General features: G+C 61.0%; 19 protein-coding genes. 11 read left to right on the top strand and 8 right to left on the bottom strand.

What is annotated here, in order from left to right; translation table 11 throughout:
* The first annotated feature begins 266 nt into the window (after positions 1–266).
* Positions 267–1,187 carry a nucleotidyltransferase family protein gene (locus ACXPUX_RS02200; RefSeq protein ID WP_458829690.1) on the top strand — a complete coding sequence of 307 codons (921 nt, stop codon included), beginning with the start codon at positions 267–269 and terminating at the stop codon, positions 1,185–1,187.
* Positions 1,188–1,279: 92 nt separating this feature from the next.
* Here the strand turns inward: ACXPUX_RS02200 and ACXPUX_RS02195 are convergent, their stop codons facing one another.
* The 3 genes from ACXPUX_RS02195 to malQ form a co-directional block, all read right to left on the bottom strand.
* On the bottom strand, positions 1,280–1,720 hold the full coding sequence (locus ACXPUX_RS02195; RefSeq protein ID WP_458829688.1) for a hypothetical protein: 441 nt from the start codon (positions 1,718–1,720) through the stop codon (positions 1,280–1,282).
* Between the two features lie 60 nt (positions 1,721–1,780).
* The gene (locus tag ACXPUX_RS02190) at positions 1,781–2,587 is read right to left on the bottom strand and encodes a GGDEF domain-containing protein (RefSeq protein ID WP_458829686.1); all 807 of its coding nucleotides are present in this window, start codon (positions 2,585–2,587) and stop codon (positions 1,781–1,783) included.
* 147 nt (positions 2,588–2,734) lie between these two features.
* A complete protein-coding gene (malQ, locus tag ACXPUX_RS02185) occupies positions 2,735–4,300 on the bottom strand; it encodes a 4-alpha-glucanotransferase (protein ID WP_458829684.1) in 1,566 nt (521 codons plus the stop codon).
* A 490-nt stretch (positions 4,301–4,790) separates the two neighbouring features.
* On the opposite strand from malQ, the gene ACXPUX_RS02180 reads away from it, so the two are divergent.
* The 7 genes from ACXPUX_RS02180 to ACXPUX_RS02150 all read left to right on the top strand — a co-directional run bounded on the left by ACXPUX_RS02180 (position 4,791) and on the right by ACXPUX_RS02150 (position 12,277).
* The gene (locus tag ACXPUX_RS02180; RefSeq protein WP_458829682.1) at positions 4,791–5,981 is read left to right on the top strand and encodes an alanyl-tRNA editing protein; all 1,191 of its coding nucleotides are present in this window, start codon (positions 4,791–4,793) and stop codon (positions 5,979–5,981) included.
* On the top strand, positions 5,978–6,745 hold the full coding sequence (gene trmB / locus ACXPUX_RS02175) for a tRNA (guanosine(46)-N7)-methyltransferase TrmB (RefSeq protein WP_458829680.1): 768 nt from the start codon (positions 5,978–5,980) through the stop codon (positions 6,743–6,745). Before ACXPUX_RS02180 ends, trmB begins: the two co-directional genes overlap by 4 nt.
* Entirely contained in the window at positions 6,738–6,917 is a 180-nt protein-coding gene (locus tag ACXPUX_RS02170; RefSeq protein WP_458829678.1) for a DUF6472 family protein, read from the top strand. Before trmB ends, ACXPUX_RS02170 begins: the two co-directional genes overlap by 8 nt.
* 15 nt (positions 6,918–6,932) lie before the next feature.
* Entirely contained in the window at positions 6,933–8,018 is a 1,086-nt protein-coding gene (locus ACXPUX_RS02165) for a putative ABC transporter permease (protein ID WP_458829676.1), read from the top strand.
* A gap of 188 nt (positions 8,019–8,206) precedes the next feature.
* The gene (locus ACXPUX_RS02160; protein ID WP_458829674.1) at positions 8,207–10,873 is read left to right on the top strand and encodes a bifunctional diguanylate cyclase/phosphodiesterase; all 2,667 of its coding nucleotides are present in this window, start codon (positions 8,207–8,209) and stop codon (positions 10,871–10,873) included.
* A gap of 334 nt (positions 10,874–11,207) precedes the next feature.
* Positions 11,208–11,951, top strand: a complete 744-nt coding sequence (locus ACXPUX_RS02155; protein WP_458829672.1) for an AzlC family ABC transporter permease — start codon at positions 11,208–11,210, stop codon at positions 11,949–11,951.
* Positions 11,948–12,277 (top strand): branched-chain amino acid transporter permease, encoded by a 330-nt coding sequence (locus ACXPUX_RS02150; RefSeq protein WP_458829670.1) that lies wholly within the window; start codon positions 11,948–11,950, stop codon positions 12,275–12,277. The genes ACXPUX_RS02155 and ACXPUX_RS02150 overlap by 4 nt, the downstream gene beginning before the upstream one ends.
* Before the next feature lie 65 nt (positions 12,278–12,342).
* Here ACXPUX_RS02150 and ACXPUX_RS02145 read toward each other — a convergent pair whose 3' ends face one another.
* Positions 12,343–13,296 (bottom strand): asparaginase, encoded by a 954-nt coding sequence (locus ACXPUX_RS02145; RefSeq protein ID WP_458829668.1) that lies wholly within the window; start codon positions 13,294–13,296, stop codon positions 12,343–12,345.
* Between the two features lie 168 nt (positions 13,297–13,464).
* On the opposite strand from ACXPUX_RS02145, the gene ACXPUX_RS02140 reads away from it, so the two are divergent.
* Both ACXPUX_RS02140 and ACXPUX_RS02135 read left to right on the top strand, forming a co-directional pair.
* The gene (locus ACXPUX_RS02140) at positions 13,465–14,322 is read left to right on the top strand and encodes an NAD(P)/FAD-dependent oxidoreductase (protein ID WP_458829666.1); all 858 of its coding nucleotides are present in this window, start codon (positions 13,465–13,467) and stop codon (positions 14,320–14,322) included.
* Positions 14,323–14,327: 5 nt separating this feature from the next.
* Positions 14,328–15,014, top strand: a complete 687-nt coding sequence (locus tag ACXPUX_RS02135; protein WP_458829664.1) for a Crp/Fnr family transcriptional regulator — start codon at positions 14,328–14,330, stop codon at positions 15,012–15,014.
* Positions 15,015–15,071: 57 nt separating this feature from the next.
* Here the strand turns inward: ACXPUX_RS02135 and ACXPUX_RS02130 are convergent, their stop codons facing one another.
* The 3 genes from ACXPUX_RS02130 to ACXPUX_RS02120 form a co-directional block, all read right to left on the bottom strand.
* Positions 15,072–16,055, bottom strand: coding sequence for an aldo/keto reductase (locus tag ACXPUX_RS02130; protein ID WP_458829662.1), 984 nt, complete (start codon positions 16,053–16,055; stop codon positions 15,072–15,074).
* Positions 16,056–16,188: 133 nt separating this feature from the next.
* Positions 16,189–17,793, bottom strand: a complete 1,605-nt coding sequence (locus tag ACXPUX_RS02125; RefSeq protein ID WP_006735394.1) for a peptide chain release factor 3 — start codon at positions 17,791–17,793, stop codon at positions 16,189–16,191.
* Positions 17,794–17,995: 202 nt separating this feature from the next.
* The gene (locus ACXPUX_RS02120) at positions 17,996–18,862 is read right to left on the bottom strand and encodes a bifunctional GNAT family N-acetyltransferase/class I SAM-dependent methyltransferase (RefSeq protein WP_458829660.1); all 867 of its coding nucleotides are present in this window, start codon (positions 18,860–18,862) and stop codon (positions 17,996–17,998) included.
* A 205-nt stretch (positions 18,863–19,067) separates the two neighbouring features.
* Between ACXPUX_RS02120 and ACXPUX_RS02115 the strand changes: the two genes are divergently transcribed.
* Positions 19,068–20,447 (top strand): S1C family serine protease, encoded by a 1,380-nt coding sequence (locus tag ACXPUX_RS02115; protein ID WP_458829658.1) that lies wholly within the window; start codon positions 19,068–19,070, stop codon positions 20,445–20,447.
* Between the two features lie 426 nt (positions 20,448–20,873).
* Here ACXPUX_RS02115 and pulA read toward each other — a convergent pair whose 3' ends face one another.
* Positions 20,874–22,790 (bottom strand): type I pullulanase, encoded by a 1,917-nt coding sequence (gene pulA, locus ACXPUX_RS02110; RefSeq protein ID WP_458829656.1) that lies wholly within the window; start codon positions 22,788–22,790, stop codon positions 20,874–20,876.
* Positions 22,791–22,901: the final 111 nt, after the last annotated feature.

Genomic DNA, 22,901 nt, shown 5'->3' with positions numbered 1-22,901 from the left:
GGGTCATGGCAGGCTGCTTGCAGCACCCGGAAACCCGGGGCAGCCCTCTCTGCGGCATGAAAAGCGGGGCTTCAGTTTGTCCGCATCAATGTTTTGGACAGGATGAAACTACGCTGATTGTAGCACGCCGGAGCAAAAAAATCAAGGGATAGCGGCAGAAATGTAAAAACTTCCCTCTGCACCTTGCCACAGGCGGCGAAGCAGTGTATAATAGCCTCAGAACGCTACAACGCCGGAAACCCCGGCAGATACAGGAGGAATTGCAGATGAATAAACCGGTACTGGTCGTCATGGCAGCCGGCATGGGCAGCCGCTACGGCGGCATGAAGCAGATCGACCCGGTGGGCCCCAACGGACAGGTCATTATGGACTATTCTCTCTACGACGCCCGCCGCGCCGGCTTTGAGACCGTGATCTTTGTCATCAAGCACGAGATCGAGGACGCCTTCAAGGCTGCCATCGGCGACCGCGTGGCGAAAGCAATGAACGTGAAGTACGCCTTCCAGCAGCTGGAAGAGCTGCCCGCCGGTTTTGCCGTGCCGGAGGGCCGTGTAAAGCCCTGGGGCACCTGCCACGCCGTGCTGGCTGCAAAGCCCCTGATTGACGGCCCCTTTGCGGTCATCAATGCAGACGACTACTACGGCCCGGAGGCGTTTCAGGTGATGTACGATTACCTGTCCACCCACGCCGATGATGATTTCTACCGCTACTGCATGGTCAGCTATCTGCTGAAAAACACCCTGTCCGAGAACGGCAGCGTGGCACGCGGTGTGTGCATCAAAAACGAGGACGGCACCCTGCAAAGCGTGACCGAGCGCACCCGCATCGAGCCCTGCGACGGCGGCGCACACTACACCGAGGACGGCGGTGAGAGCTGGGTGGATCTGCCCGGCGACACCCCCGTGAGCATGAACCTGTGGGGCTTTGGCAAGAGCTTTCTGGACGAGGCCGAGCAGCGCTTTGCGGGCTGGCTGACCGAGAATCTGCCGGTGAATCCCCTGAAGTGCGAGTACTTCCTGCCGCTGGTGGTGACCGAGCTGATCGAGGAGAACAAGGCAAAAATTCAGGTGCTGCGCAGCACCGATAAGTGGTTCGGCGTCACCTACCGGGAGGACAAGCCCTTGGTGGTGGATGCCATTGCCCGCAAGACCGCCGAGGGTCAGTACCCCGAGAAGCTGTGGGAGTGAGTGCCCGCAATAGCGGAAAATTATTTTAAGCAGAACAAAGTCGGACAGCCCGCAGGCTGCCCGACTTTGTGTTTTCATGGGGTGGAACGTATTTACAAAAACCGTTCCAGCTGGATGCGGTTATCCTCTTCAAAATCCTGCAGCCGCTGGGCAAGGCGCTTTGCGCCCGGGGCGGCGTTGGGGTAGTCCTTGCAGCTTTTCACGCAGTCCACCACCCCCATGCCGCTGCCCTGCGTGAGCATCTCCGCCAGATTGCGGGTGGACTTGTCCGTAAGAGTTTTAAGGCTGATGCCCATTTTCGTGTTCAGCTTTGCCATGGTGCTCTGCCCCTGTGCACTGCCGCCGCAGGCTTCGATGGCGGTGTGTGCCTCCTGATTGAGCTGGTGGTAGATGTTCCGCTGGCGCAGCAGCTCGGCCTTGAACTGCACATCGTTGGTCATGGGTAAGATCTGCTCCAAGGTATTTTTGCCCATCTCGGTGTTCTGCACTACCGCTTCCAACAGGTTCAGGTTATCGTTTTTCTGGTTTTCCATACAAAAAATCCCCCTTTGGCACCTAGTATGTGTCCAAAGGGGGATTTTATGCGTTGTTTCTCAGCAGATCTTATTGCCGCCGGAGATCTGGATGCCGCGCAGCCGCTCGTCACAGATGGCGTACAGGCGCTGCCAGCAGTTGGCGGCGCTGTCCAGCTCGTCCAGCCCTGCCACTGCGACGCTCAGGGTAAAGGGCACCCGCTTCATCATGCCCATGGAGGTGACGCACTCGTGGGGCATTCCGGCGTAGATGTTCCGCATCTGCTGTGCCAGCTGCCCGCCGTCCATGTCCAGACAGCCTACCACAAAGGTGGTGCCGGTCAGGCGGCAGACGATCTGACTGCCCGGAATGTCGAAATACTTTTTCCACTGGTTTGCCACAAAGCAGATCAGCTGATCCATCACCGGCTGACCGTAAGTGTCCCGCAGCTGTGCACCGCTATCCAGCGATATCAGCGCCACGGCGGCCTTGCGCCCCTGCTCTGCCCAGCGGTCCAGCTCGGCGGCGATCACGGTCTCCAGATAGCGGCGGTTGTACACGCCGGAAAGAAAATCGTGGTTCAGATCCTCGCGGCACAGCTCCCGCTCGCGGGCGCTCATGCGCTCTTCCGGCAGCAGATTGCCCGCCAGCGGGGCAGACATGGTGATCCGCCACAGCTTGCCGTCTGCCCGCACCGTGCGGTGCAGCACGCAGCTTACCCGGCCGTTGCACAGGCTATAACTCACCTGTAAGCCCTCGTCCTGCCAGCCGGTGTCCTGTGGCAGCTCGTCCAGCAATACCGTTTCAAACGCAGCCTGTGCGCCCTCGGCAAAGGCGCGCAGATCCTGCTCTGTCCATTCTCTGTCCATCTGTAATTTCCCCATCATCAGTACGCGCCGCCGCTTCCGACGGGCGAAATTCCAATTTTCCCACAAATCCGGGAACTTACGGCTATTATACCATTGAAATACAAATTTTTCCAGCAAAACGCACAAATTTTTACGGCAATTTTTACAATTTCGTCAGATTGCTAATTATTTCACGTTTTGAACGTCTGCATTGCAGCGGCAGTACACGGCGCACTCAGCTTCGATCTGTGCGGCAAGGGCTTTGGAGTCAAAACCGGCCTTGGCACGCCATGCCCAGTTGCCGCCCAGCTTGCCCGGGGTGTTCAGGTGCGCCTCGGCACCCAGACCCAGCCAGTCGTACATGGGAATGATGGCTCTGTCCGCCACCGAGCCCAGCGCCGCCCGCAGCAGGGCGGTGCGCGCGGCTGCGGTCTTGACCGCTGCCACCTCCTTGGCGGTGGGCTTGCAGGGGGTAAGGTGCAGATAGGCCGCAGCGGTGGCTTTTTCCTTTTTGGAAGCGCCGTTCTCCCACCAGTCGGTCAGGGTGGTGTTGTCGTGGGTGCCGGGGTAGACCACACCGTTCTTGACGTGGTTATGGGGCAGATACTCGTTGTCCCCGCCGCCGAAGGCAAACTGCAGCACCTTCATGCCCGGGAAGGTGCTGTCGGCCAGCAGCTTGCGCACGCTGGGGAACAGCTCGCCCAAGTCCTCTGCGATGATGGGCAGCTTGCCCAGTGCGGCCTCCAGTGTGTCGAACAGCTCCATGCCGGGGCCGTTCTCCCACTTGCCGGTGCGGGCGGTGGTGCTGTCTGCCGGGATGGCCCAGTAGGTGTCGAAGCCGCGGAAGTGGTCGATGCGCAGCAGGTCGTAGATGCCCAGTGCATGGCGCACCCGGCGCACCCACCAAGCGTAGCCGGTCTTTTTGTGGTACGCCCAGTCGTACAGGGGGTTGCCCCACAGCTGGCCGTCTGCGGAGAAGTAGTCCGGCGGGCAGCCTGCCACCCGGGCAAAGCGGCCGTCGGCGTCCAGCTCAAACAGCTTGCCGCCCACCCATGCGTCCACCGAGTCGGCAGAAACATAGATGGGGATATCGCCCAAAATCTGCACGCCCTTTTCGTTGGCATAGGTCTTGACGGCCTGCCACTGGACGCTGAACTTGTACTGCACAAACTTCCAGAAGCCGATCTCCTCTTCATTTGCGGCGGCAAAGGCGGCCAGCGCGGCCTTGTCGCGGCGGCGGTAGGGTGCGTCCCACTCCACCCAGTTCTTCATCTTGTTGGCGACCTTCAGCGCCATGTACAGGGCATAGTCCTCCAGCCAGTCCTCGTTGGCAAGGGTAAAGGCGTAGTAGTCATCGGGGTAGTAGTAGGCACAGCCGTGCAGCCCGGCGCACTGGCTGCGCCATGCGGCGTAGGCCTTGCGCAGCACTGCAAAGCGGCTGACATACAAAGTGCCGTAGTCCACTTCCAGCGGGTCTTTGCCCCAGCTTTCTGCCTTGAGGTCTGCGGCGGTCAGCAGACCCTCTTTTTCCAGCGTTTCCAGATCCACAAAATAGGGGTTGCCCGCAAAGGCAGAGCAGCTCTGATAGGGGCTGTCGCCGTAGCCGGTGGGGCTGAGCGGCAGCAGCTGCCAGATCGTCTGCCCTGCCGCAGACAGGAAATCCACAAATTGAAATGCCGCCTTGCCAAAGCAGCCGATCCCGTAAGGGCCGGGCAGACTGGATACCGGCATCAGAATACCACTTTCACGCATGATCCGTTACCTTCCTCGCTGTCAATTTTCGGGAATATTCGTTGTTTCCTATCATAACATAACCGCAAACTATTTTCCACAGGCAAAAATCGTGGTATACTGAAAAAGATGACGCTTTGAACTCCCTCAGGCAAAGCCTGACGGCTTTGCCAGCTCCCTCTGGGAGGGAGCCTTTGGCATGGCGGGAAAGTTTCTTGTTGCGTCTGAAACTTTAGTGACAGGGCTAACGGCGTGCGCCCTCTCCGTCATCGCTGCGCGATGCCACCTCTCCCAAAGGGAGAGGCAAGAGCACTGCCGGAAGCTTCCTCTTTGCACCTAATACTTTAGCGATGCGCTTTACGGCTTGGCTCTCCCTTTGAGGAAAGACTTCCCCCGTTCCGGGGGAAGATGTCACCGCAGGTGACAAAAAGGGGAATCTGGCGCGGGAGCGCCTGAGAGGGCGTGCGCTCCCCCATTTTCAATCGTTCTATCTACAGGAGGTACTCGCGCTATGCAGCGCACAGAAAAATACTTTGAGCAGGACGCCTTCCGCACCGGGTGCGAAAGCGTCATCCTTGCCGCAGAGCCGGACGAAAAGACCGGCGGCGGGCGCATCGCGCTGGACGGCACGGTGTTCTACCCGGAGGGCGGCGGTCAGCCCGCCGACCGGGGCACGCTGACCCTGCCGGACGGCACGGTGCTGCAGGTGCTGGACGTCCACGAGCAGGCGGGCGTCATCTGGCATACGGTGGATGCCCTGCCCGCTGCCGCAGCGCCCGGCGCAGCCGTGACCGGCTGTATCGACTGGGACTGGCGGTTCGATAAGATGCAGCAGCACACCGGCGAGCATATCCTTTCCGGCATTTTGCACCAGATGTTCGGGGCGGAGAATGTGGGCTTCCATGTGGGCACCGAGGCGGTGCGCATGGACACCAGTGTGCCCATCAGCCCCGAGGGGCTGCGGCAGGCCGAGCTTGCCGCCAACCGCATCGTGTGGCAGGATGTGCCGGTGCTCATCAGCTACCCCACCCGGGAGGAGCTTGCCGCCCTTGTCTACCGCTCCAAAAAGGAGATCGAGGGGCAGGTGCGCATTGTGACCATCCCGGGCGCGGACGTCTGCGCCTGCTGCGGCACCCACACCCGCACCACCGGTCAGGTGGGGCAGATCAAGATCCTTGCCAGCGAGAACTACAAGGGCGGTGTGCGGCTGAGCGTGGTGTGCGGCGCCCGTGCACTGGCGGCGGCGCAGGCCATGCGCGCCCGGCAGGCGGAGATCGGTGCGCTGCTCTCTGCCAAGGCCGACCAGACCGCTGTGGCGGTGCACCGGGTATACGATGAGTATACCGCGCTCAAGTTTACACATTTCGGACTGTGCAGCCAGCTGTTTGATGCCCTTGCGCAGCTGACAGCGCCCGATGCAGACGCCATCCGCATCCTGCCGGGGCTGGACCCGGACGGGCTGCACCGGCTGGCTGTGCGCTTGACCGAGGCCACTACCGGCCTGTGTGCCGCCCTGACCCCTACCGAAAAGGGCACCGGCTACTGCCTTGCCCGGCGGGACGGCGATGTGCGCGCCCTGACCAAGGCTCTGAACGCCGCGCTGAACGGACGCGGCGGCGGCAAGCCCGGCATCTGTCAGGGCAGCTGCGCCGCCACCCCGGAGCAGGTGGAGAGATTTTTGAAGGAGAACAACAAACTATGAGAATGCGTTTCAAACCCTATGCCCACGACGAACTGATGGCCGCGGATTTCCATGTGCACGAGCCCCTGATCTGGGGCGGTAAGTGGCACGGCCAGTACGCCCGCCCGGAGCAGCCCTTTATTCTGGAGCTGGGCTGCGGCAAGGGCGGCTTCATCTCCCAGCTGGCCTGCGCCCACCCGGAAAACAACTATCTGGGCATCGATATCACCGACAAGGTGCTCATCCTTGCCAAGCGCAAGATCGAAGCCGCCTATCAGGCAGCGGGGCGCCCCATCGACAACGTCAAGATCATGAGCACCGATATCGAGCGCATCAAGGGCGTCATCACCCCGGAGGATACCGTCAGCCGCATCTACATCAACTTCTGCAACCCGTGGAGCAAGAACGACTCCTCCCACAAGCACCGCCTTACCTACCCGCGCCAGCTCATCGCCTACCGCGAGTTTTTGAAGGACGGCGGCGAGATCTACTTCAAGACCGACGACGATGATCTGTTCCGGGACAGTGTGGAGTACTTCCCCGCTTCCGGCTACGACATCGAGTGGATCACCTACGACCTCCACGAGAACGAGCCGGAATGGAACATCCGCACCGAGCACGAGGGCATGTTCACCGAGATGGGGATCAAGATCAAGGCGCTCATCGCCCGCAAGAAGCCCGGTGCCGACAGCGTGACATGGGTAGACCCCAAGGTGCTCAAGCGGATGGCGCGGGAAGCTGCCGCCGCCGAAGCCGCCACGCAGGAAGGCGAAGCCAATGTCTGACCCCTGTGAGCTGTGCCTGAATAATGTTCAGGACGAATACGGCAGCTATTACTGCGCGCAGGGCGCTGCGCTGGACGAGGACGAGATGGCGCGCTATCTTGCCCGCAGCACCGCTGCCTGCCCCTTTTTTGAGCCGGGGGACGAATATAAGATCGTATCCAAACAGAACTGAAGAACGGAGGTGCCTATGGTAAGCTTTCTTACCGATACCGTGGTATGCGGCTTTTCGCTGTACCATATTCTGGCCTATTTCCTGATCTACTCCTGCATGGGCTGGTGTCTGGAGGTCATCTATGCCGCCGCCACCACCGGTCAGCTGGTGAACCGGGGCTTTTTGAACGGCCCGGTCTGCCCCATCTACGGCTTTGGCATGATCATCGTGCTGTTTGCCCTTACGCCCTTGCAGCACAGCATCCTGCTGCTGTATCTCGGCGGCGTCATCCTGCCCAGTGCGCTGGAGCTGGTGGGCGGCTGGGCACTGTATAAGCTCTACCACACCCGCTGGTGGGATTACAGCGATTTTCCCTTTAACATCGGGGGCTATATCTGTCTGGAATTCTGCCTGCTGTGGGGCGTGGGCACGCTGGTGATCATGCGCATCGTGCACCCGGTGGTGGCAGACCTTGTAGATCTGATCCCGCCCTTTGTGGGGGTCATCCTCATGTGCTTTTTGTACGCCGTGTACGCAGTAGACGTGGTGGCTACCGCCATTGCCGCCTCTGCGCTGGCCGATACGCTGGACACCATGGAGCAGCTGGGCGACAGCATCCACGCCGTCAGCGACGCCATGACCCAGCTGCTGGGCACCACCACCCTGAACGCCGACCAGAAGCTGGACGAGGGACGGCTGCAATTCAAGCTTGCCGCTGCCGAGGCGCGGGACGCTGCTGAAAAGCGCCCCTCTGCCCGTGAGACGCTGGCTGCCATCCGCGCCAAGGCCGCCGAAGCCAGCGAAGCTGCCCGCCGCGCCAGCGAGGACGCCCGCCTGAACGCTGCCGAAGCCGCCAACGCCGCCCGTCTTGCCGCCAAGGGCACTGCCGAGCGCGCCGCCGAGCTGCTGCAACTGGAACAGCTGGCCGCAGAGCTGCAGCAGCGCAGCGAGGAAATGCAGACGCAGCTGCTGCGCACCCCCCGCATCGTCGGCCCGCGCCGTATGCTGCGTGCCTACCCCAAGCTCCGGCACGGCAAAAAGCTGCGCAGCCTGCCCACATTGCGGGAGATGCTGCACCGCACCGAGCAGGAAAACAAGGACGACAACAAGAATACCAAATAACCCCGAATGCCGCACCGGCACTGCTGTGTGTGGCGTTTTTGTTGCACTTTGCTTGAATAATGTTGTTAGAAAGTGTGAAAAAATTATTTCAAAACCGCTTAAACCGTGTTATACTGATTATAAAGTATATAAACTGACCGCAATCGACTTGTCCGTATTGAAATCTATCCAAATTGTGAGGAATCGTCATGTCAGAGGAACGAAAGACCAAAACAGATGCCGCCGCACCGGTATCTGCTGCGTTGGAGCGGATCGACCGCAAGGACGCATTTTTGCAGGCCCTGCATACATTCCTGACCGCGCATCAGGGAACAGAATGGGCTGTCGCCGCTGTGGATATCCAGCACTTCAAGCTTTATAACGAGCTTTACGGCACCGAAAAGGGCGATGCTCTGCTGGAAACGGTGGCAAACTGTCTGTTGGGTTACAGCAAGCAGACCGGCTATCCTGTGGGCTATTTTGGAAACGATGACTTTTTCCTGTGCCTGCCGGACGAAAAAGCCGAGCAGACCGCCGTGCTTGCCACGCTGCAGGCCTGCATGGCTGCTGGCAGGCAGGATGTCACCTTCTTTGTGGTAATGGGCGTGTGCCCCATGCAGGCAAACCCCGGCGCAGATGCCGCCACCCTGTGCAACTACGCGCAGATCGCCGGCGTAACGACCGACAGCGGCTACCTGCACCGCTTTGAGTCCACCATGCTCAACGAACTGAAAGAACAGCAGCAGCTGTTGGGCGAGCTGGAGCGCGCACTGGACAACCACGAATTCTGCTTCTTCCTGCAGCCCAAGTGCAACAGCATCACCCGCGCCATCGTGGGCATGGAAGCGCTGGTACGCTGGAACCACCCCACCCGGGGCTGTGTTCCCCCCGCCGAGTTCATGCCGCTGCTGGAGCGCACCGGCCTTGTGACAAGGCTGGATCAGTACATCTGGGAATCCGTCTGCCAGACCTTGCAGAAGTGGCAGGAGAGCGGCAGCAACCTTGTGCCGGTATCGGTGAACGTTTCGGTGCAGGATATCCTGAATCTGGATGTGCCGCAGATCTTTGCAGATCTGGTGGAAAAATATAAGCTGGAGCCCAAGCTCCTTCTGGCTGAGATCACCGAGACCATGGTGGCCGAGGACACCCAGATGGTGGAAAACGCCATTCAGGGCCTGCACCGCAAGGGCTTCTCGGTGATGATGGACGACTTCGGCAGCGGGTATTCCTCGCTGAATATGCTCAAGGATACCAACGTCGATGCCATCAAGCTGGACATGAAGCTCATCGACATGAATCAGGAGAACCGCAGCAAGGGCGTGCAGATCGTGGAGTCGGTGGTGGATATGGCACACCGGCTGAACCTGCCCATCATCGCCGAGGGTGTGGAGACCCCGGAACAGGTGTCCATGCTGCAAGCCGCAGACTGCCTGTATTCGCAGGGCTACTACTTCTTCAAGCCCATGCCGGTGGAAAACGCCGAAAAGCTGCTGGCAGATCCAACCAATCAGAATTACTGGGATCTGCGCCGCGACCTGATGCGCCGTGACCGCCGGGTGGAGAACCCGGGCACCGAAAAGACCGCGCTGGCCTTGCAGGCGTACCAGATCTTTACCGATAATGTGCTGGAGATCTCGCTGCTGAACCTTGCCACCGGTGCGTACCGGGTGATCAAGCGGGACGCCCGCCTGCTGGGTGCAGATCTGGAAAAAGAAGAGGATTTTGTCAATTACTGCGACCGTCTGGTGAACGAGAAGATCGTGCACGAGGAGGACACAGACCTGTTTTTGGAGCAGACCGATCTGGAGGCCTTGCGCGCTGTGCTGTACCACGCCACCGCGCCGGAGTTCTACCGCTACCGCGAGAACGTGTCCGGCCAGTACGTCTGGGTCACCACAGAGGTGCTGCCCTGCCGGGGCTGCTGCGCCCAGAACCCGTGGGCGACCGTGCTGGTGCGCAACGATGCACAGGCCGACCAGCTCAGCGAGGAGCTGGACTTCTCTTACAGCCACGACACTCTGACCGGTCTTGCCAACCGCAGCCGGTACGAGGCCGACCTGCGGGAGCTGCCCCACAGCGGGTACGAATCCGTGGTGTGCACCTACATTGATGTGGTCGGGATGCACGAGGTAAACGAGCATCTGGGTCACCGCAGCGGCGACACCCTGCTGTGCTGTCTGGCAAATGCCGCCCGCAAGTTCTTTGCTACCAGCCGGGTGTACCGCATCGGCAGCGATGAATTTGTCATCCTGACCCCCAACGAGCCGCCTTACAGCGTGTGGAGCACTGCGGACCGGATGCGCGCCTTTCTGAAGGAAAAGGACTATGTTATTTCCGTAGGCATCCAGCAGACCGCCGACCTGCGCCATCTGGACGAAGCTGTCGCCAAGGCCGAGGCTGCCATGCGGCAGGACCGGCAGGCTTACTACGACCACAACGGCCACGCCCGCCAGCTGGAAGGTCTGAACGAAAAGATGGAGCGCACCCTGCAGGAAAAGCGGGATGCCGAGCACTTTTTAAAGGTGCTTGCCCCCAAATACAAGACAGTGATCGTGGTGAACCTGCAGGAGGACACCGTGCGCCCCGTTATTGTGCCGGACTACTTCCAGTCCGTTCTGGACACCTGCGGCGGCTCTTTCCGCGCTGCGCTGACCAACTACCGCGACACGCTGGTAGCGCCCGAGGACAGAGAAAACTTTGCAAAGCTGTTCGATTTCGGCCTTGTGCGCAGCACCGTGTTCAGCAGCAACCTGCTGGAGCACCGCTACCGCAAGACGGACGGCCGCAGCTTCTGCATCCGTGTGACCCCCTACTCCCGCAGCGGCTCCCACATCAACGAGGTGCTGTGGATCTTCGCGGATGAAGAGGTAGAGTAAAATATTTTTATAAACTATAAAAGCAGCCAGACCGTCCGGTCTGGCTGCTTTTGCGTTTGACGCAACCCTCTCAGTCATCGCTGCGCGATGCCAGCTCCCCCGAAGGGGGAGCTTTGGCATGGAGGGAAAGCTTCTTATTGCACTTGACACTTTAGCACGAAGGGCAACGGCGTGCGCCCTCTCAGTCAAAGCCGTAGGCTTTGACTGAGAGGGCGCAGTCCGTCGTCTTGCAAATGCGCCGGGATGTGCTATAATAACAATTGCGTATTTCATACAATATATGTGGGTATATGGGCGCAATGCCCGCTGTTCCCGCAAAGCAAGGAGCTTTTTTATGCAGCATCTGTCCCAAACCGTTTCCCCCGCTCTGCCGCACCCCTGCCTGCGGGCGCTGCGGGCGGCTTTTCCGCAGACCATCCCGGTGCTGGCGGGTTATTTTGTGCTGGGGCTGGGCTACGGCATCTATGTGCAGTCCTTGGGGCTGCCGGTATGGATGCCCATGCTCATGGGCACTGTCGTGTACGGCGGCTCGCTGGAGTTCGTACTGGCAAGCCTGCTGCTGGGCGCGTTTTCGCCGCTGTCGGCCTTTCTGATGGCGCTGATGATCCAGGCGCGGCACCTGTTCTACGGCCTTGCCATGCTGGAGCGCTACAAGGGCTACGGCTGGCGCAGTTTTTACATGATCTTTGCCATGAGCGACGAGACCTTTTCCATCACCTGCTCGGCAGCGCCGCCGGAAGGGGTGGACAAGGGCTGGTTCATGTTCTTCATCACCCTGCTGGATCAGATTTACTGGGTGGGCAGCGCCGGGCTTGGGGCTGCGCTGGGCACGGTGCTGCCCTTCAGCACCGAGGGCGTGGATTTCGTCATGACCGCAATGTTCACGGTCATCTTCCTGAACCAGTGGGAAAAAGATAAGCAGCACGGCAGTGCCCTCATTGGCCTTGCCGTGCCGCTGGTGTGCTTGATGATATTCGGTTCCGGCAGCTTTCTGCTGCCGTCCATGGGCGGCATTCTGGTGCTGCTGCTGGCCTTGCGCCGTCCGATGGAAAAAGCAGCCGGGGAGGTAGAGAAATGACAGCAGTTCAGATGGGGTTTACCATTGTGGTGTGTACCGCCGCCACCATGCTTACCCGGTTTTTGCCGTTTCTGATCTTTTCCAGCAAGGAGCAGCAGCCGCCGGAGGTGGTGCGGTATCTGGGGCGGGTGCTGCCCGCCGCCATCTTCGGGGTGCTCATCGTCTATTGCCTGAAGGGCGTTACCCCGTTCTCCGGCAGTCACGGCATCCCGGAAGCGCTTGCGCTGCTGGCTACCATCGCGCTGCACAAGTGGAAGCACCAGACCCTGCTCAGCGTAGCCGGGGGCACCCTTTGCTATGTACTGCTGGTGCAGCTGGTATTCTGAAAAAAGCGGCTCAGTGGTAGAAGGTGTCAAAGTTCACCTGACGGTAGAACCGCTGCTGCAGCTGGTCAAAGCTTTCGCAGTTCTGTGCCAGCAGCCACATACTTTTGGTCACCACGGCCTCGATGGTCATATCGTGGGCCTCTGAAGAAGCGGAAGCGGTTGCGCACCCGCTTGCCCACCTCGTACACGCCCACGTCGCTGCCCTCGTAGGTGACCTGCGTGGTCATGATGAGCACCTTGTGGGTGGTCTCGTAATCGCCCAGCCCGGCGGCAAAGGCGTCCATCAGCTGCTGCGGGATGCCGCCCACGCCAAAGCTTTCCACGATGACGCAGTCGTACAGGCGGAAGATCTCCGGGATGAGCGCCGGGGACATGCCCGGGGTCAGCTTGAGCAGGAATACCCGGCTGTCCAGCGTGCGGCTGAACTCCACCGGCCCGGTGGGCCACGGCGAGGGGATGTACCGCACCAGCCGGTCGCCCTGCACCAGCGCCAGCTCCGGGAAGTTGACCGAGGCAAAGGCGTCGTAGCTGATGGTCTTGTTCTTCTTGGCGCGGGTGCCCGCGATGACGTGCCCGCCGAACACCACCATCACGCCCCGGCTGCCCGGGTCAATGGCGCAGATCACGCTGTCCCGCAGGTTTTTCTTGGCATCCGTGATCTCGTTGGAGATGGGCTGCTGCGCGCCGGTAAGGATGATGGGCTTATCCGCGTTCTGAATTAAATAAGAGAGCGCCGCCGCAGAGTAGGCCAGCGTATCCGTGCCGTGGCAGATGATAAAGCCGTCGTACAGGGCGTAGTTTTCCTGAATGGCGCGTGCCATCATGAGCCAGTGCTCCTGCCCGAGGTCGGTGCTGTCGATGCTGCACAGCGCCAGCGTTTCCGGGCAGCACAGCTCCTTTAGTTCCGGCAGATGGGCAAGCAGCTCCTCGCTGGTAAGCACGGGCTTTAACCCCTGCTGGGTGCGCACGCTGGCAATGGTGCCGCCGGTGGTGATGAAAAGCAGACGTTGTTTGGACATAAAGCAAAAGCCCCCTGTGGCAGAAATTTCAACATGACAACAGTATAGCACACGCCCCGGGGCTTGAACAGTGCCCGCCGCCCAAAAAGTTTTTGCGACCCGGTCACAGAAATCTGCGCGGCTTTGGTGTATAATAAGGGCAAAAGAACCATGCAAAGGAGCAACACCATGTCCAACATCGTCATTGTAGGTTCCGGCCCTGCGGGGGTGTCCGCTGCCCTGTACGCCGTGCGCGCCGGGGTGCAGACCACCGTGCTGACCAAGGGCTCCGGGGCGCTGGCGCGCGCCGAAACAATCGAAAACTATTACGGCTTCGCCCAGCCGGTCTCCGGGCCGGAGCTCGAACGCCGCAGCATCGAGAACGCCCGGCGGCTGGGGGTGCAGTTCGTGCAGACCGAGGCCGTGGGGCTGACATGGACCGACCGTCTGACCGTGGAAACGCTGGCAGGCGCGTACCCGGCAGACGCGGTCATTCTGGCAACGGGTGCTTCCCGCGCGGTGCCCCGCATCCCGGGGCTGACCGGGCTGGAAGGCCACGGCGTAAGCTGGTGCGCCGCCTGCGATGCCTTTTTCTACCGTGGAAAGGACGTGGCGGTGCTGGGCAGCGGCGAGTACGCCCTGCACGAGGTGCAGGCGCTTTTGCCGGTAGTAAAAAGCGTCACCCTGCTGACGGACGGCGCAGCCCTGACCGCAGACTTCCCGCCCGAGGTGACCGTCTGCACCCAGAAGGTGGATGCTATTCTGGGCGAGCAGACCGTCACCGGCGTGCAGCTGGCAGGCGGCGCGGTGCGGGAGGTGTCCGGCGTATTTGTGGCGCTGGGCGTGGCGGGCAGTACCGCACTTGCCCGGAAGCTGGGCGCTGCCGTAGAGGGAAGCCGCATCGTGGTGGATGACAAAATGCAGACCACCGTGCCCGGCCTGTACGCCGCCGGCGACTGCACCGGCGGGCTGCTGCAGGTGGCAAAGGCCGTTTACGAGGGCGCACTGGCGGGCACGGAAGCCGCCAAGGCGCTGCGAAAGGGGTGAACTGCATGGCCGAAACATCTCCGCACGCCCGGTGCCTTGCCTGCGCGTTCCCATTCTGGGAGCAGCTGACCCCGGAAGAGCAGGAGCGGCTGTGCCGCTTTACCCGCCCGGTGCATTACGCCAAGGGTGCCCGGGTGCACAGCCCGCTGGAAAGCTGTGTGGGCATCCTTTTGCTGCGCAGCGGGCAGCTGCGCTCCTATCTGCTGTCCGAGGACGGCAGGGACGTGACGCTGTACCGCCTGTTCGGCGGGGAGGTGTGCATCCTGTCCGCCTCCTGCGTGATGGACGCGGTGAACATCGACCTCTACATCGACGCCGAGGAGGATACCGAAGCGCTGTGCATCAGCGCGGGCATCTTCCGACAGCTGATGCAGGAAAACGTCTATGTGCGCTGCTACGCCTACCAGATGACGGCAGAGCGCTTTTCTGACACCATGTGGACAATGCAGCAGATCTTGTTCATGAGCGCCGACCGGCGGCTGGCGATCTTTCTGACCGACGAGCTTGCCAAGACCGGCGGCGCGGACGTCCGCATGACCCACGACCAGATGGCAAAGTACATGGGCTCTGCACGCGAGGTGGTGAGCCGGATGCTCAAGTACTTTGCGCAGGAGGGCTGGGTGCGGCTGTACCGCGGCGGCGTGCAGGTGCTGGACAAGAAAAAGCTGCAAGCGCTGGCAAGGGGAGAATAAGAGGCAAAAAACAACACCGGAGCGTCCGAAGATGCTCCGGTGTTGTTCTGTTTATGCTCAGGAGATCGCGTCCACGTCCCACTTCATGCGGACGGCGTCGGCGCCGTCCAGCTTGATGTGCAGCGCACCGGCGTTGTCCAGTACCTGCTCCGGCTTGCGGGCACCGCACAGAACGTGCAGTTCCGGTATCATGCGGGCGGTCATAGCGATGACCAGCTGCGCCATGGTGCAGTCGTACTTCTCGGTCAGATCGCTCCACTTTGCCAGCAGCTCCAGCGCCTGTGCCCGGCGGGTGGGCTGGAAGCAGGGGTTCGTGTTGCGGGTGCTGCCCTCCGGGTAGGTGGTGTCCATGGTCACCTTGCCGGTCAGAAGCCCCTGCTCCAGCGGGGAATACGCCTGTACCGAGACACCCAGCTCCTTGCAGGTGGGCAGCAGCTGCTTTTCAATGCGGCGGGTCAGCAGGCTGTACTTTTCCTGAATGACGTCCAGCTGGCCGTACTTGCAGTAGCCCCGGATGATGTCGGAGGTAACGTTGGAAGCACCGATGGCGCGGATCTTGCCCTGCTCCTTCAGCTTCATCATGGCTTCCATGGTCTCTTCCAGCGGATACACGCCAAAATCCGGGCTCTGCCAGTGGGTGTACAGCACGTCCAGATGGTCGGTGTGCAGACGGCGCAGGCTGTCCTCCACGTCCTCGATGATGCTCTTGGCGGAGAGGTCGCGGTACACCTGTACGCCGTCCACTACCTTGTGCAGGATGGGAGACTCGTGCCGCCACTCCAGGCCGCATTTGGTGGAAAGCACCACCTTGTCGCGGTCGATGTGCTTCATGGCCTCGCCCACCACTTCCTCGCTGTGGTACAGCCCGTAGATGGGCGCAGTGTCAATCCACTGGATGCCCTGCTCCACGGCGGTCTGGATGGCCTTTACGGACAGTGCATCGTCGTTATCGCCCCACCATGCACCGCCGCCGATGGCCCATGTACCCATGCCCAGAAACGGCACGGCAATACCGCTTTTGCCAATATTGATATTCTGCATATACTTTACCCTCCATGCCAGCAGTGTTCCCCGCAATGGGAACCCTCATTCCAATATCTGGCATACTTTGTTGTGTTTTTTATTCCATAAAAAAGAACTGCGGAGCGCAGGTACACTCCGCAGCGCTCTTTTATCAGATGTTGCCGAACTCGCTCAGCTGCAAGCTCTCGTTGTGGGTCTCGGCCCAGCGCACCGCCCAGTCGGAGGTGAACAGCAGCAGACGGTTGCCCTTCATGTCCTCCACAGCCTTGGTGTCGCTGGTCAGGTCCAGATCCCGCAGGTTGTAGGTGTCGGGGTCGTTCTGCACCCAGCGCAGCTGCTCAAAGGGCAGCTGCTGCATCCGAATTTCCACATTGTACTCGGTGTTCAGGCGGTACTCCAGCACTTCCAGCTGCAGCACGCCCACCACGCCGACCACCACTTCTTCCATGCCGCCGCCCACTTCGCGGAAGATCTGGATGGCGCCTTCCTGCGCGATCTGCTCCATACCCTTCACGAACTGCTTGCGCTTCATGGTGTCCTTCTGCTCAATGCGGGCAAAGTGCTCCGGGGAGAAGGTGGGGATGCCCGCGAACTGAACCTTCTTTTTGCCGGTACACAGGGTGTCGCCGATGGAGAAGATGCCCGGGTCGAACAGGCCGATGATGTCGCCGGCGTAGGCCTCGTCCACGATGGCGCGGTCCTGCGCCATCAGCTGGGTGCCGGTGGCAAGCTTGATGTTCTTGCCCTCCTGCACATGATAGGCTTCCATGCCGCGCTCGAACTTGCCGGAGCAGATGCGCATAAAGGCAATGCGGTCGCGGTGGGCCTTGTTCATGTTGGCCTGAATTTTAAAGATGAAAGCGGAGAACTCGTCCCGGCAGGGGTCCACCGGCTCGCCGGTCAGGCTGTCCACGCGGGCCAGCGGGGCGGAGGTGAGCCGCAGGAAGTTTTCCAGGAAGGGCTCCACGCCGAAGTTGGTCAGGGCAGAGCCGAAGAACACGGGGCTTAATTCGCCGCGCAGCACCTTGTCCAGATCAAACTCCTCGGCAGCGCCGTCCAGCAGCTCGATCTCGTCCACCAGCTGCTGGTGCAGGTAGGGGGTCAGCAGCTCGTCCAGTGCGGGGTCGCCCAGCTCAGCCTCGGTCTCGCTGACCTTCTTCACGCCGTTGGCGCGGCCGTCGCTGGAAAAAGCCAGCACCTTGCGTGCGTTGCGGTCGAACACGCCCTTGAACTCCTTGCCGCAGCCGATGGGCCAGTTCATGGGGTAGGTCTTGATGCCAAGGATCTCCTCGATGTTCTCCATCAGCTCAAAGGGGTCGCGGGCTTCGCGATCCATCTTGTTGATGAAGGTAAAAATGGGGATATGGCGCAGGGTGCAAACCTTGAACAGCTTGATGGTCTGCGCCTCAACGCCCTTTGCGGCGTCGATGACCATGACGGCAGAGTCTGCCGCCATCAGGGTGCGGTAGGTATCCTCCGAGAAGTCCTGATGGCCGGGGGTGTCCAGAATGTTCACGCATTTACCGGCGTAGTTGAACTGCAGCACCGAAGAGGTGACCGAGATACCACGCTGCTTTTCAATGTCCATCCAGTCGGACACGGCGTGCTTAGCACTCTGCTTGCCCTTGACGGAACCAGCCTGATTGATGGCTCCACCATACAGCAGCAGCTTTTCGGTAAGGGTGGTCTTACCTGCGTCGGGGTGGCTGATGATGGCGAACGTCCTGCGGCGTTCGATCTCTTCACGATTTGTCATAGATCGTAGTTTCTCCTATAAAAATTGCCTTTGCAAGGCAGAGAATAAATGGCAGACAGATGGTGTCTTACATGGGAGCCTCCATCCTGCTTTCTGAGAAACCCCTCTCCGGCCTGATGTCAGCCGTGACTGAGAGGGTTCTTGTTTTTACACATACGCACCTTATTCTATACGAAAACGCGTGATAATGCAAGGGTTTTCGTTATTTTTTCAGGATCAGGCAGGGCAGCGGGGCAGTTTCGGCCCAATTGGCAAAATCACACACCAGAACGGTGAAACTTTTCAGCGGAAGTGCCCGCAGAAAGCGCAGCACCGCCTGTTTTTCGTCCGAGCCGATGACCGCCCCGCTGTACAGGATGGCGCTCACGATGCCGCCGGGGCGCACCGCCTGCAGCGCTGCCTGCAAGGCGGGGATGCTGCTCTGCGCGGTGGAAAACACCCCGTGGTCTGCTCCCGGCAGCCAGCCGAAGTTGAACATGACTGCATCGGCGGTGCCGGGCTGCACATACTGTAATAGGTCGGCGTGGCTGCCGCAGATAAGGCTGTACCGGTCGGCGGGCACATTTGCCTGTTCCAGCCGGGCGCGGGTGGAGCGGATGGCTTCGGGCTGCACGTCAAAGGCCAGCACCCGCCCGGCGGGGGCAGTCAGATTGCACAGAAAGGCGGTGTCGCCGCCGTTGCCGCAGGTGGCGTCCACGCACAGCTGCGGATGCACCAGCCGGGCGGCTAAAAAGTCCTGCACGAACTTGACCGCCGTTAAATCCGGGGTGCGGCGGCGCACCAGCTGCCCGCCCTCGGCGGCAAAGCCGAATTTGCCCCAGAAGGCAAGCTCGGCGGCGTTTTCCGGCAGCGGGGCGGTAAAAATCGTGGCGGCTTCCCGGTCATAGCCGCCAAAGCTGCGCAATACTTCTTTTAACAGGTAGGAGCCGTAGCCCTTGCGCCGCCACCGGGGCAGGATGCACAGGGCGGCAAGCTGTGCGCCCCTAGGGGCGGCAGAGAGGGTGCATTCTCCGATGCAGTCCTTTTCTTTATACAGGGCAAACCCCTGTTCGGTGCGGCGCAGTTCCATAAAAAAGCTCCTCCTTGACGGGCTGATGTTCTTCCCTTACAATAGCAAGCAGCGGCGCGGCTGTCAAGGGCAGAAAAACAGGACCGTATTTCACATATTCTTCACGGCGCAAGCGATTCATTTTCACATTTGACAGTTACAATAGGGACAGTTCAAAGGAACAGATGTCCCTTCGGACCAGCCTTTGAGGGAAGGATGTAGTAACATGGAAAACGAGAACAAGTGGGAATACGATTATTCCGCTTCCAATAACGAGACCGGCTACCCCAACGTGGGCAGCAGCGGCATGAACACGGCAAACCAGTATAACGAGCCGGAGGCGCAGCCTGCGCGCCCGGTGTATACCGCCCCGGCAGACGGCGGCAGCGTGCCGCCCACCCCGCCGGAGCAGCCGCAGTACAGCGCCCCGGCGCAGCCGGAAAAGCCCCGCCGCAAGAAGTTCAATGGCAAAAAGCTGGCACGCAGCGCCGTGGCGCTGGTGCTGGCGGCTGCCATGGGCTTTGCGGGCGGCTTTGTGGGCGCAAAATACGGCGGCGGCAGCAAGGTGGTCATCCAGCAGGTGGAGCGCCCGGCCAGCTCTGACAGCAGCACCGACAGCACCGGCAATTCCATCAGCGCCACCAGCGGCACCGGCCTGAGCACCGCACAGGTGGCTGAGATGGTCAGCCCCAGCGTGGTGGTCATCACCACCGAGCAGGTGGTCTACTCCCAGTGGTCGTGGTACGGCCAGAGTCAGGTGGAGAGCGGCGCGGGCAGCGGCGTCATCATCAGCTCGGACGGCTATATCCTCACCTGCGCCCATGTGGTGAGCGGTGCATCCAACATCACCGTGAGCATCGGCGACAAGGATTACGCCGCTACGCTGGTGGGCGAGGATACCACCAGTGATATCGCCGTGGTCAAGGTCGATGCTACCGGCCTGACCCCTGCCACCGTGGGCAACAGTGACAGCCTGAAGGTGGGCGAGAGCGTCATGGCCGTGGGCAACCCCTTGGGTGAGCTGGGCGGCACCGTGACCAGCGGCATCGTCAGCGCACTGAACCGCAGCGTCAGCATTCAGGGCTCCAGCTCTGTCAACACTATGTCCCTGATCCAGATGGATGCCTCCGTCAGCCCCGGCAACTCCGGCGGTGGCCTGTTCAACATGAACGGCGAGCTGGTGGGCATCGTCAATGCAAAGTCCTCCGACAGCGATGCCGAGGGTCTGGGCTTTGCCATCCCGGTAAATGACGCCGTGAAGGTGGCGCAGGAGCTGCTGGAAAACGGCTATGTGACCGGCCGTCCCTATCTGGGCATCAGCTACTATGCCGTGACCGACGCCCAGACCGCCGCCCAGCTGGGCGTGAACGCCTACGGTGTCTACATCGTGGAAGTGGTCAAGGGCGGCCCTGCCGACAAGGCGGGCCTGCAGGCCGGTGACCGCATCGTGAGCATGGACGGCAGCGAGGTTGCCACCCAGAGCGACCTTGGCACCCTGATGCAGAACCACAAGGCCGGCGACACCATCGAGATCACCGTCGCACGCGGCGGCCAGATGCAGACCGTTACTGTCACCCTTGGCGAAAAGGGCGCGGAGAATAACTGAAAATAGTAAAAAGGCTGTTGCACGGAATGTGCAGCAGCCTTTTTTAGGTTGTGAAAAAACTCCCCCAGTCGCCTACAGCGACAGCCCCCCCGGGAGCGAGCCCTCTCAGGCGCTCCCGCGCCAGATTCCCCCTTTTGTCACCTACGGTGACATCTTCCCCCGGAGCGGGGGAAGTCTTTCCTCAAAGGGAGAGCCAAGCCGTAAAGTTCATCACTAAAGTATTAGACATAATGAGGAGGTTTCCGGCAGTGCTCTTGGCTCTCCCTTTGGGAGAGCTGTCACCGCAGGTGACTGAGAGGGCGCACGCCGTTAGCTATATTTTAAAGTATCAAGTGCAGTGAGAAACTTTGCCGCCATGCCAAAGGCTCCCTCTCCGAGGGAGCTGGCAAAACCGTCAGGTTTTGACTGAGGGAGTTCGTTCTTTATTTACACCGCACCAAAAACAGTCGCGCTGTACGGCGCAAGGGGGGCATTGCCGGTAAAAACGCGGCTGGGGCCGCGCCACAGGCTGGAAGAAGTGCCGTCACTCAGCAGTTTCCATTGCCCGGCGGGCAGGGCAACGGTGCAGGTGGTGTCGGTGGGGTTATAAAAGACGCACAAAGCGCTCCATGCCGCGCCGTCACCCCAGACGGCGGGCAGCGTCCAGCCCACCAGCGGCTGTTCCAGCGCAAAGAACCGCAAAGCCTCCGGGGCGTGACGGTCGGTGCTGCCCAGCCGGGGAAAGGCCGCCCGCAACGCCAGAAGCCCCCGGTAGTAGTCCACGAGGGCGTGGTACTGCTCGGCGCGGTTCCAGTCCAGACGGTTCAGGGCGGGAGAAGAGCGGTAGCTGTTCCCTACCCCCTTTTTGGTGCGGGCAAACTCCTCGCCCGCCTGCATGAAGGGCAGGCCGAAGCTGGTCAGGTAGATGCCCGCTGCCAGCCGGTTCTGCGCCAGCGCCACAGTGTCCCGGGCGGTGAACTCCGGTTTTTCGTAACGGACGCAGAGCAGCTTGTCCCACAGGGTAAAGTTGTCGTGGGCGGAAACATAGCTCACGATCTGGCTGGGCGCGTGGGGCGGCAGACGGTCGCTGCGGCACCATGCCGCCACCGCCGCGCCGATATCCCAGAAGCTGCCGGGCTTGCCCTCCACATAGCCCGGCTCGCGGGCATCGAAGCAGCCGCCCTTGATGGCGTCCCGGGTGTCGTCACAGAAGATGCCCACCCGCTCGTTGAGCATGGCAAGGTTTGCCTTGTTGGCCTCGTACCGGTGCAGCTGGCTGGCACCACCCTGCCACGGCTCGCCGTACAGCAGGATATCCCGCCCGCCGGGCAGCCTGTCCAGTGCGGCACGCACCGCGTTGATGCTCTCGGCGTCGTACAGGCCCATCAGGTCGAACCGGAAGCCGTCGATATGGTACTCCTTTGCCCAGTAAAGGATGGAGTCGATGAGGTACCGCCGCGCCATGGGGCGCTCGCTGGCAAACTCGTTGCCGCAGCCGCTGCCGTTGGAAAAGCTGCCGTCCGGGTTCTGGCGGAAAAAGTAATAGGGCACGGTGTCGTTCAGGGGGTTCTCGGTGCGGTAGGTGTGGTTATACACCACGTCCATCACTACCCCGATGCCCGCCGCATGGAGGGCGGCGATCATCGCCCGGCACTCCCGGATACGCACCTCACCCCGGGTGGGGTCGGTGGAGTAGCTGCCCTCCGGCACGTTGAAGTTGGTGGGGTCGTAGCCCCAGTTATACTGCCGCAGCAAAGGCCTTGCCTCGTCCACGCTGCCAAAATCAAAAATGGGCATCAGCTGGACGTATTTTACCCCCAGCCGCTTGAGGTAGTTCAGGCAGGTGGGGTGGATGCCGTCGCCGTGCAATGTGGTGCCCTGCTGGGTAAAGGCCATATATTTGCCCCGCCACGCCGGGCGTACCCCGCTGGCGGCATCCTGCGAGAAGTCCCGCACGCTCACCTCCCACACGGCGCGCTGCGCCGGGGGGATAGTGGGGCGCACATCCCGCTCCCACCCGGAGGGCGCGGTGCGGGCAAGGTCTACGATCATGCTGCGGACGCCGTTCACCCCCGCCGCCCGGGCGTAGGGGTCGCCGGTCTCGCGGGTGACGCCGTCCACGGTGACGGCAAAGGTGTAGTAGCGGCCGTGCTGCTCCCCGGGCAGCCAGATGCTCCACACCCCCTGCGCCCCGCGCACAAGGGGCTTTGTGCCCAGCACGGCACCGCCGTCTCCTTTATGATATAAGGTCACGGTGACGGCTTCGGCGGTGGGGGCCCACAGCCGCAGACAGGTGCCGCCGGGGGTGTAGTCCGGCCAGGGGGCCGGTATAATAGTTTTCGCAGTGGAAGGGTTCGTTTTCAAACAGTGTTTTCCACTGGGCAGGCGTTTTTGCAGCCATGGTCAGCTTCATTCCTTCTTAAAAGATTCGTTTTATTCAGTGTATCGGACAACAGGCTTTTTTTCAAGAGGAAA

The organism is Faecalibacterium sp. PGM34 (genome assembly GCF_054456555.1).
This window is presented reverse-complemented; position numbering and strand designations above follow the sequence as displayed.

Bases quoted from the DNA above. Each gene is read 5' to 3' on its own strand.
- ACXPUX_RS02190 (WP_458829686.1), bottom strand. From the start codon at position 2,587: ATGATGGGGAAATTACAGATGGACAGAGAATGGACAGAGCAGGATCTG.
- malQ (WP_458829684.1), bottom strand. From the start codon at position 4,300: ATGCGTGAAAGTGGTATTCTGATGCCGGTATCCAGTCTGCCCGGCCCT.
- ACXPUX_RS02180 (WP_458829682.1), top strand. From the start codon at position 4,791: ATGCAGCGCACAGAAAAATACTTTGAGCAGGACGCCTTCCGCACCGGG.
- ACXPUX_RS02120 (WP_458829660.1), bottom strand. From the start codon at position 18,862: ATGGAACTGCGCCGCACCGAACAGGGGTTTGCCCTGTATAAAGAAAAG.
- ACXPUX_RS02150 (WP_458829670.1), top strand. From the start codon at position 11,948: ATGACAGCAGTTCAGATGGGGTTTACCATTGTGGTGTGTACCGCCGCC.
- ACXPUX_RS02195 (WP_458829688.1), bottom strand. From the start codon at position 1,720: ATGGAAAACCAGAAAAACGATAACCTGAACCTGTTGGAAGCGGTAGTG.
- ACXPUX_RS02130 (WP_458829662.1), bottom strand. From the start codon at position 16,055: ATGCAGAATATCAATATTGGCAAAAGCGGTATTGCCGTGCCGTTTCTG.
- trmB (WP_458829680.1), top strand. From the start codon at position 5,978: ATGAGAATGCGTTTCAAACCCTATGCCCACGACGAACTGATGGCCGCG.
- ACXPUX_RS02165 (WP_458829676.1), top strand. From the start codon at position 6,933: ATGGTAAGCTTTCTTACCGATACCGTGGTATGCGGCTTTTCGCTGTAC.
- ACXPUX_RS02125 (WP_006735394.1), bottom strand. From the start codon at position 17,793: ATGACAAATCGTGAAGAGATCGAACGCCGCAGGACGTTCGCCATCATC.
- ACXPUX_RS02155 (WP_458829672.1), top strand. From the start codon at position 11,208: ATGCAGCATCTGTCCCAAACCGTTTCCCCCGCTCTGCCGCACCCCTGC.
- ACXPUX_RS02160 (WP_458829674.1), top strand. From the start codon at position 8,207: ATGTCAGAGGAACGAAAGACCAAAACAGATGCCGCCGCACCGGTATCT.
- ACXPUX_RS02145 (WP_458829668.1), bottom strand. From the start codon at position 13,296: ATGTCCAAACAACGTCTGCTTTTCATCACCACCGGCGGCACCATTGCC.
- ACXPUX_RS02140 (WP_458829666.1), top strand. From the start codon at position 13,465: ATGTCCAACATCGTCATTGTAGGTTCCGGCCCTGCGGGGGTGTCCGCT.
- ACXPUX_RS02115 (WP_458829658.1), top strand. From the start codon at position 19,068: ATGGAAAACGAGAACAAGTGGGAATACGATTATTCCGCTTCCAATAAC.
- ACXPUX_RS02135 (WP_458829664.1), top strand. From the start codon at position 14,328: ATGGCCGAAACATCTCCGCACGCCCGGTGCCTTGCCTGCGCGTTCCCA.
- ACXPUX_RS02170 (WP_458829678.1), top strand. From the start codon at position 6,738: ATGTCTGACCCCTGTGAGCTGTGCCTGAATAATGTTCAGGACGAATAC.
- ACXPUX_RS02200 (WP_458829690.1), top strand. From the start codon at position 267: ATGAATAAACCGGTACTGGTCGTCATGGCAGCCGGCATGGGCAGCCGC.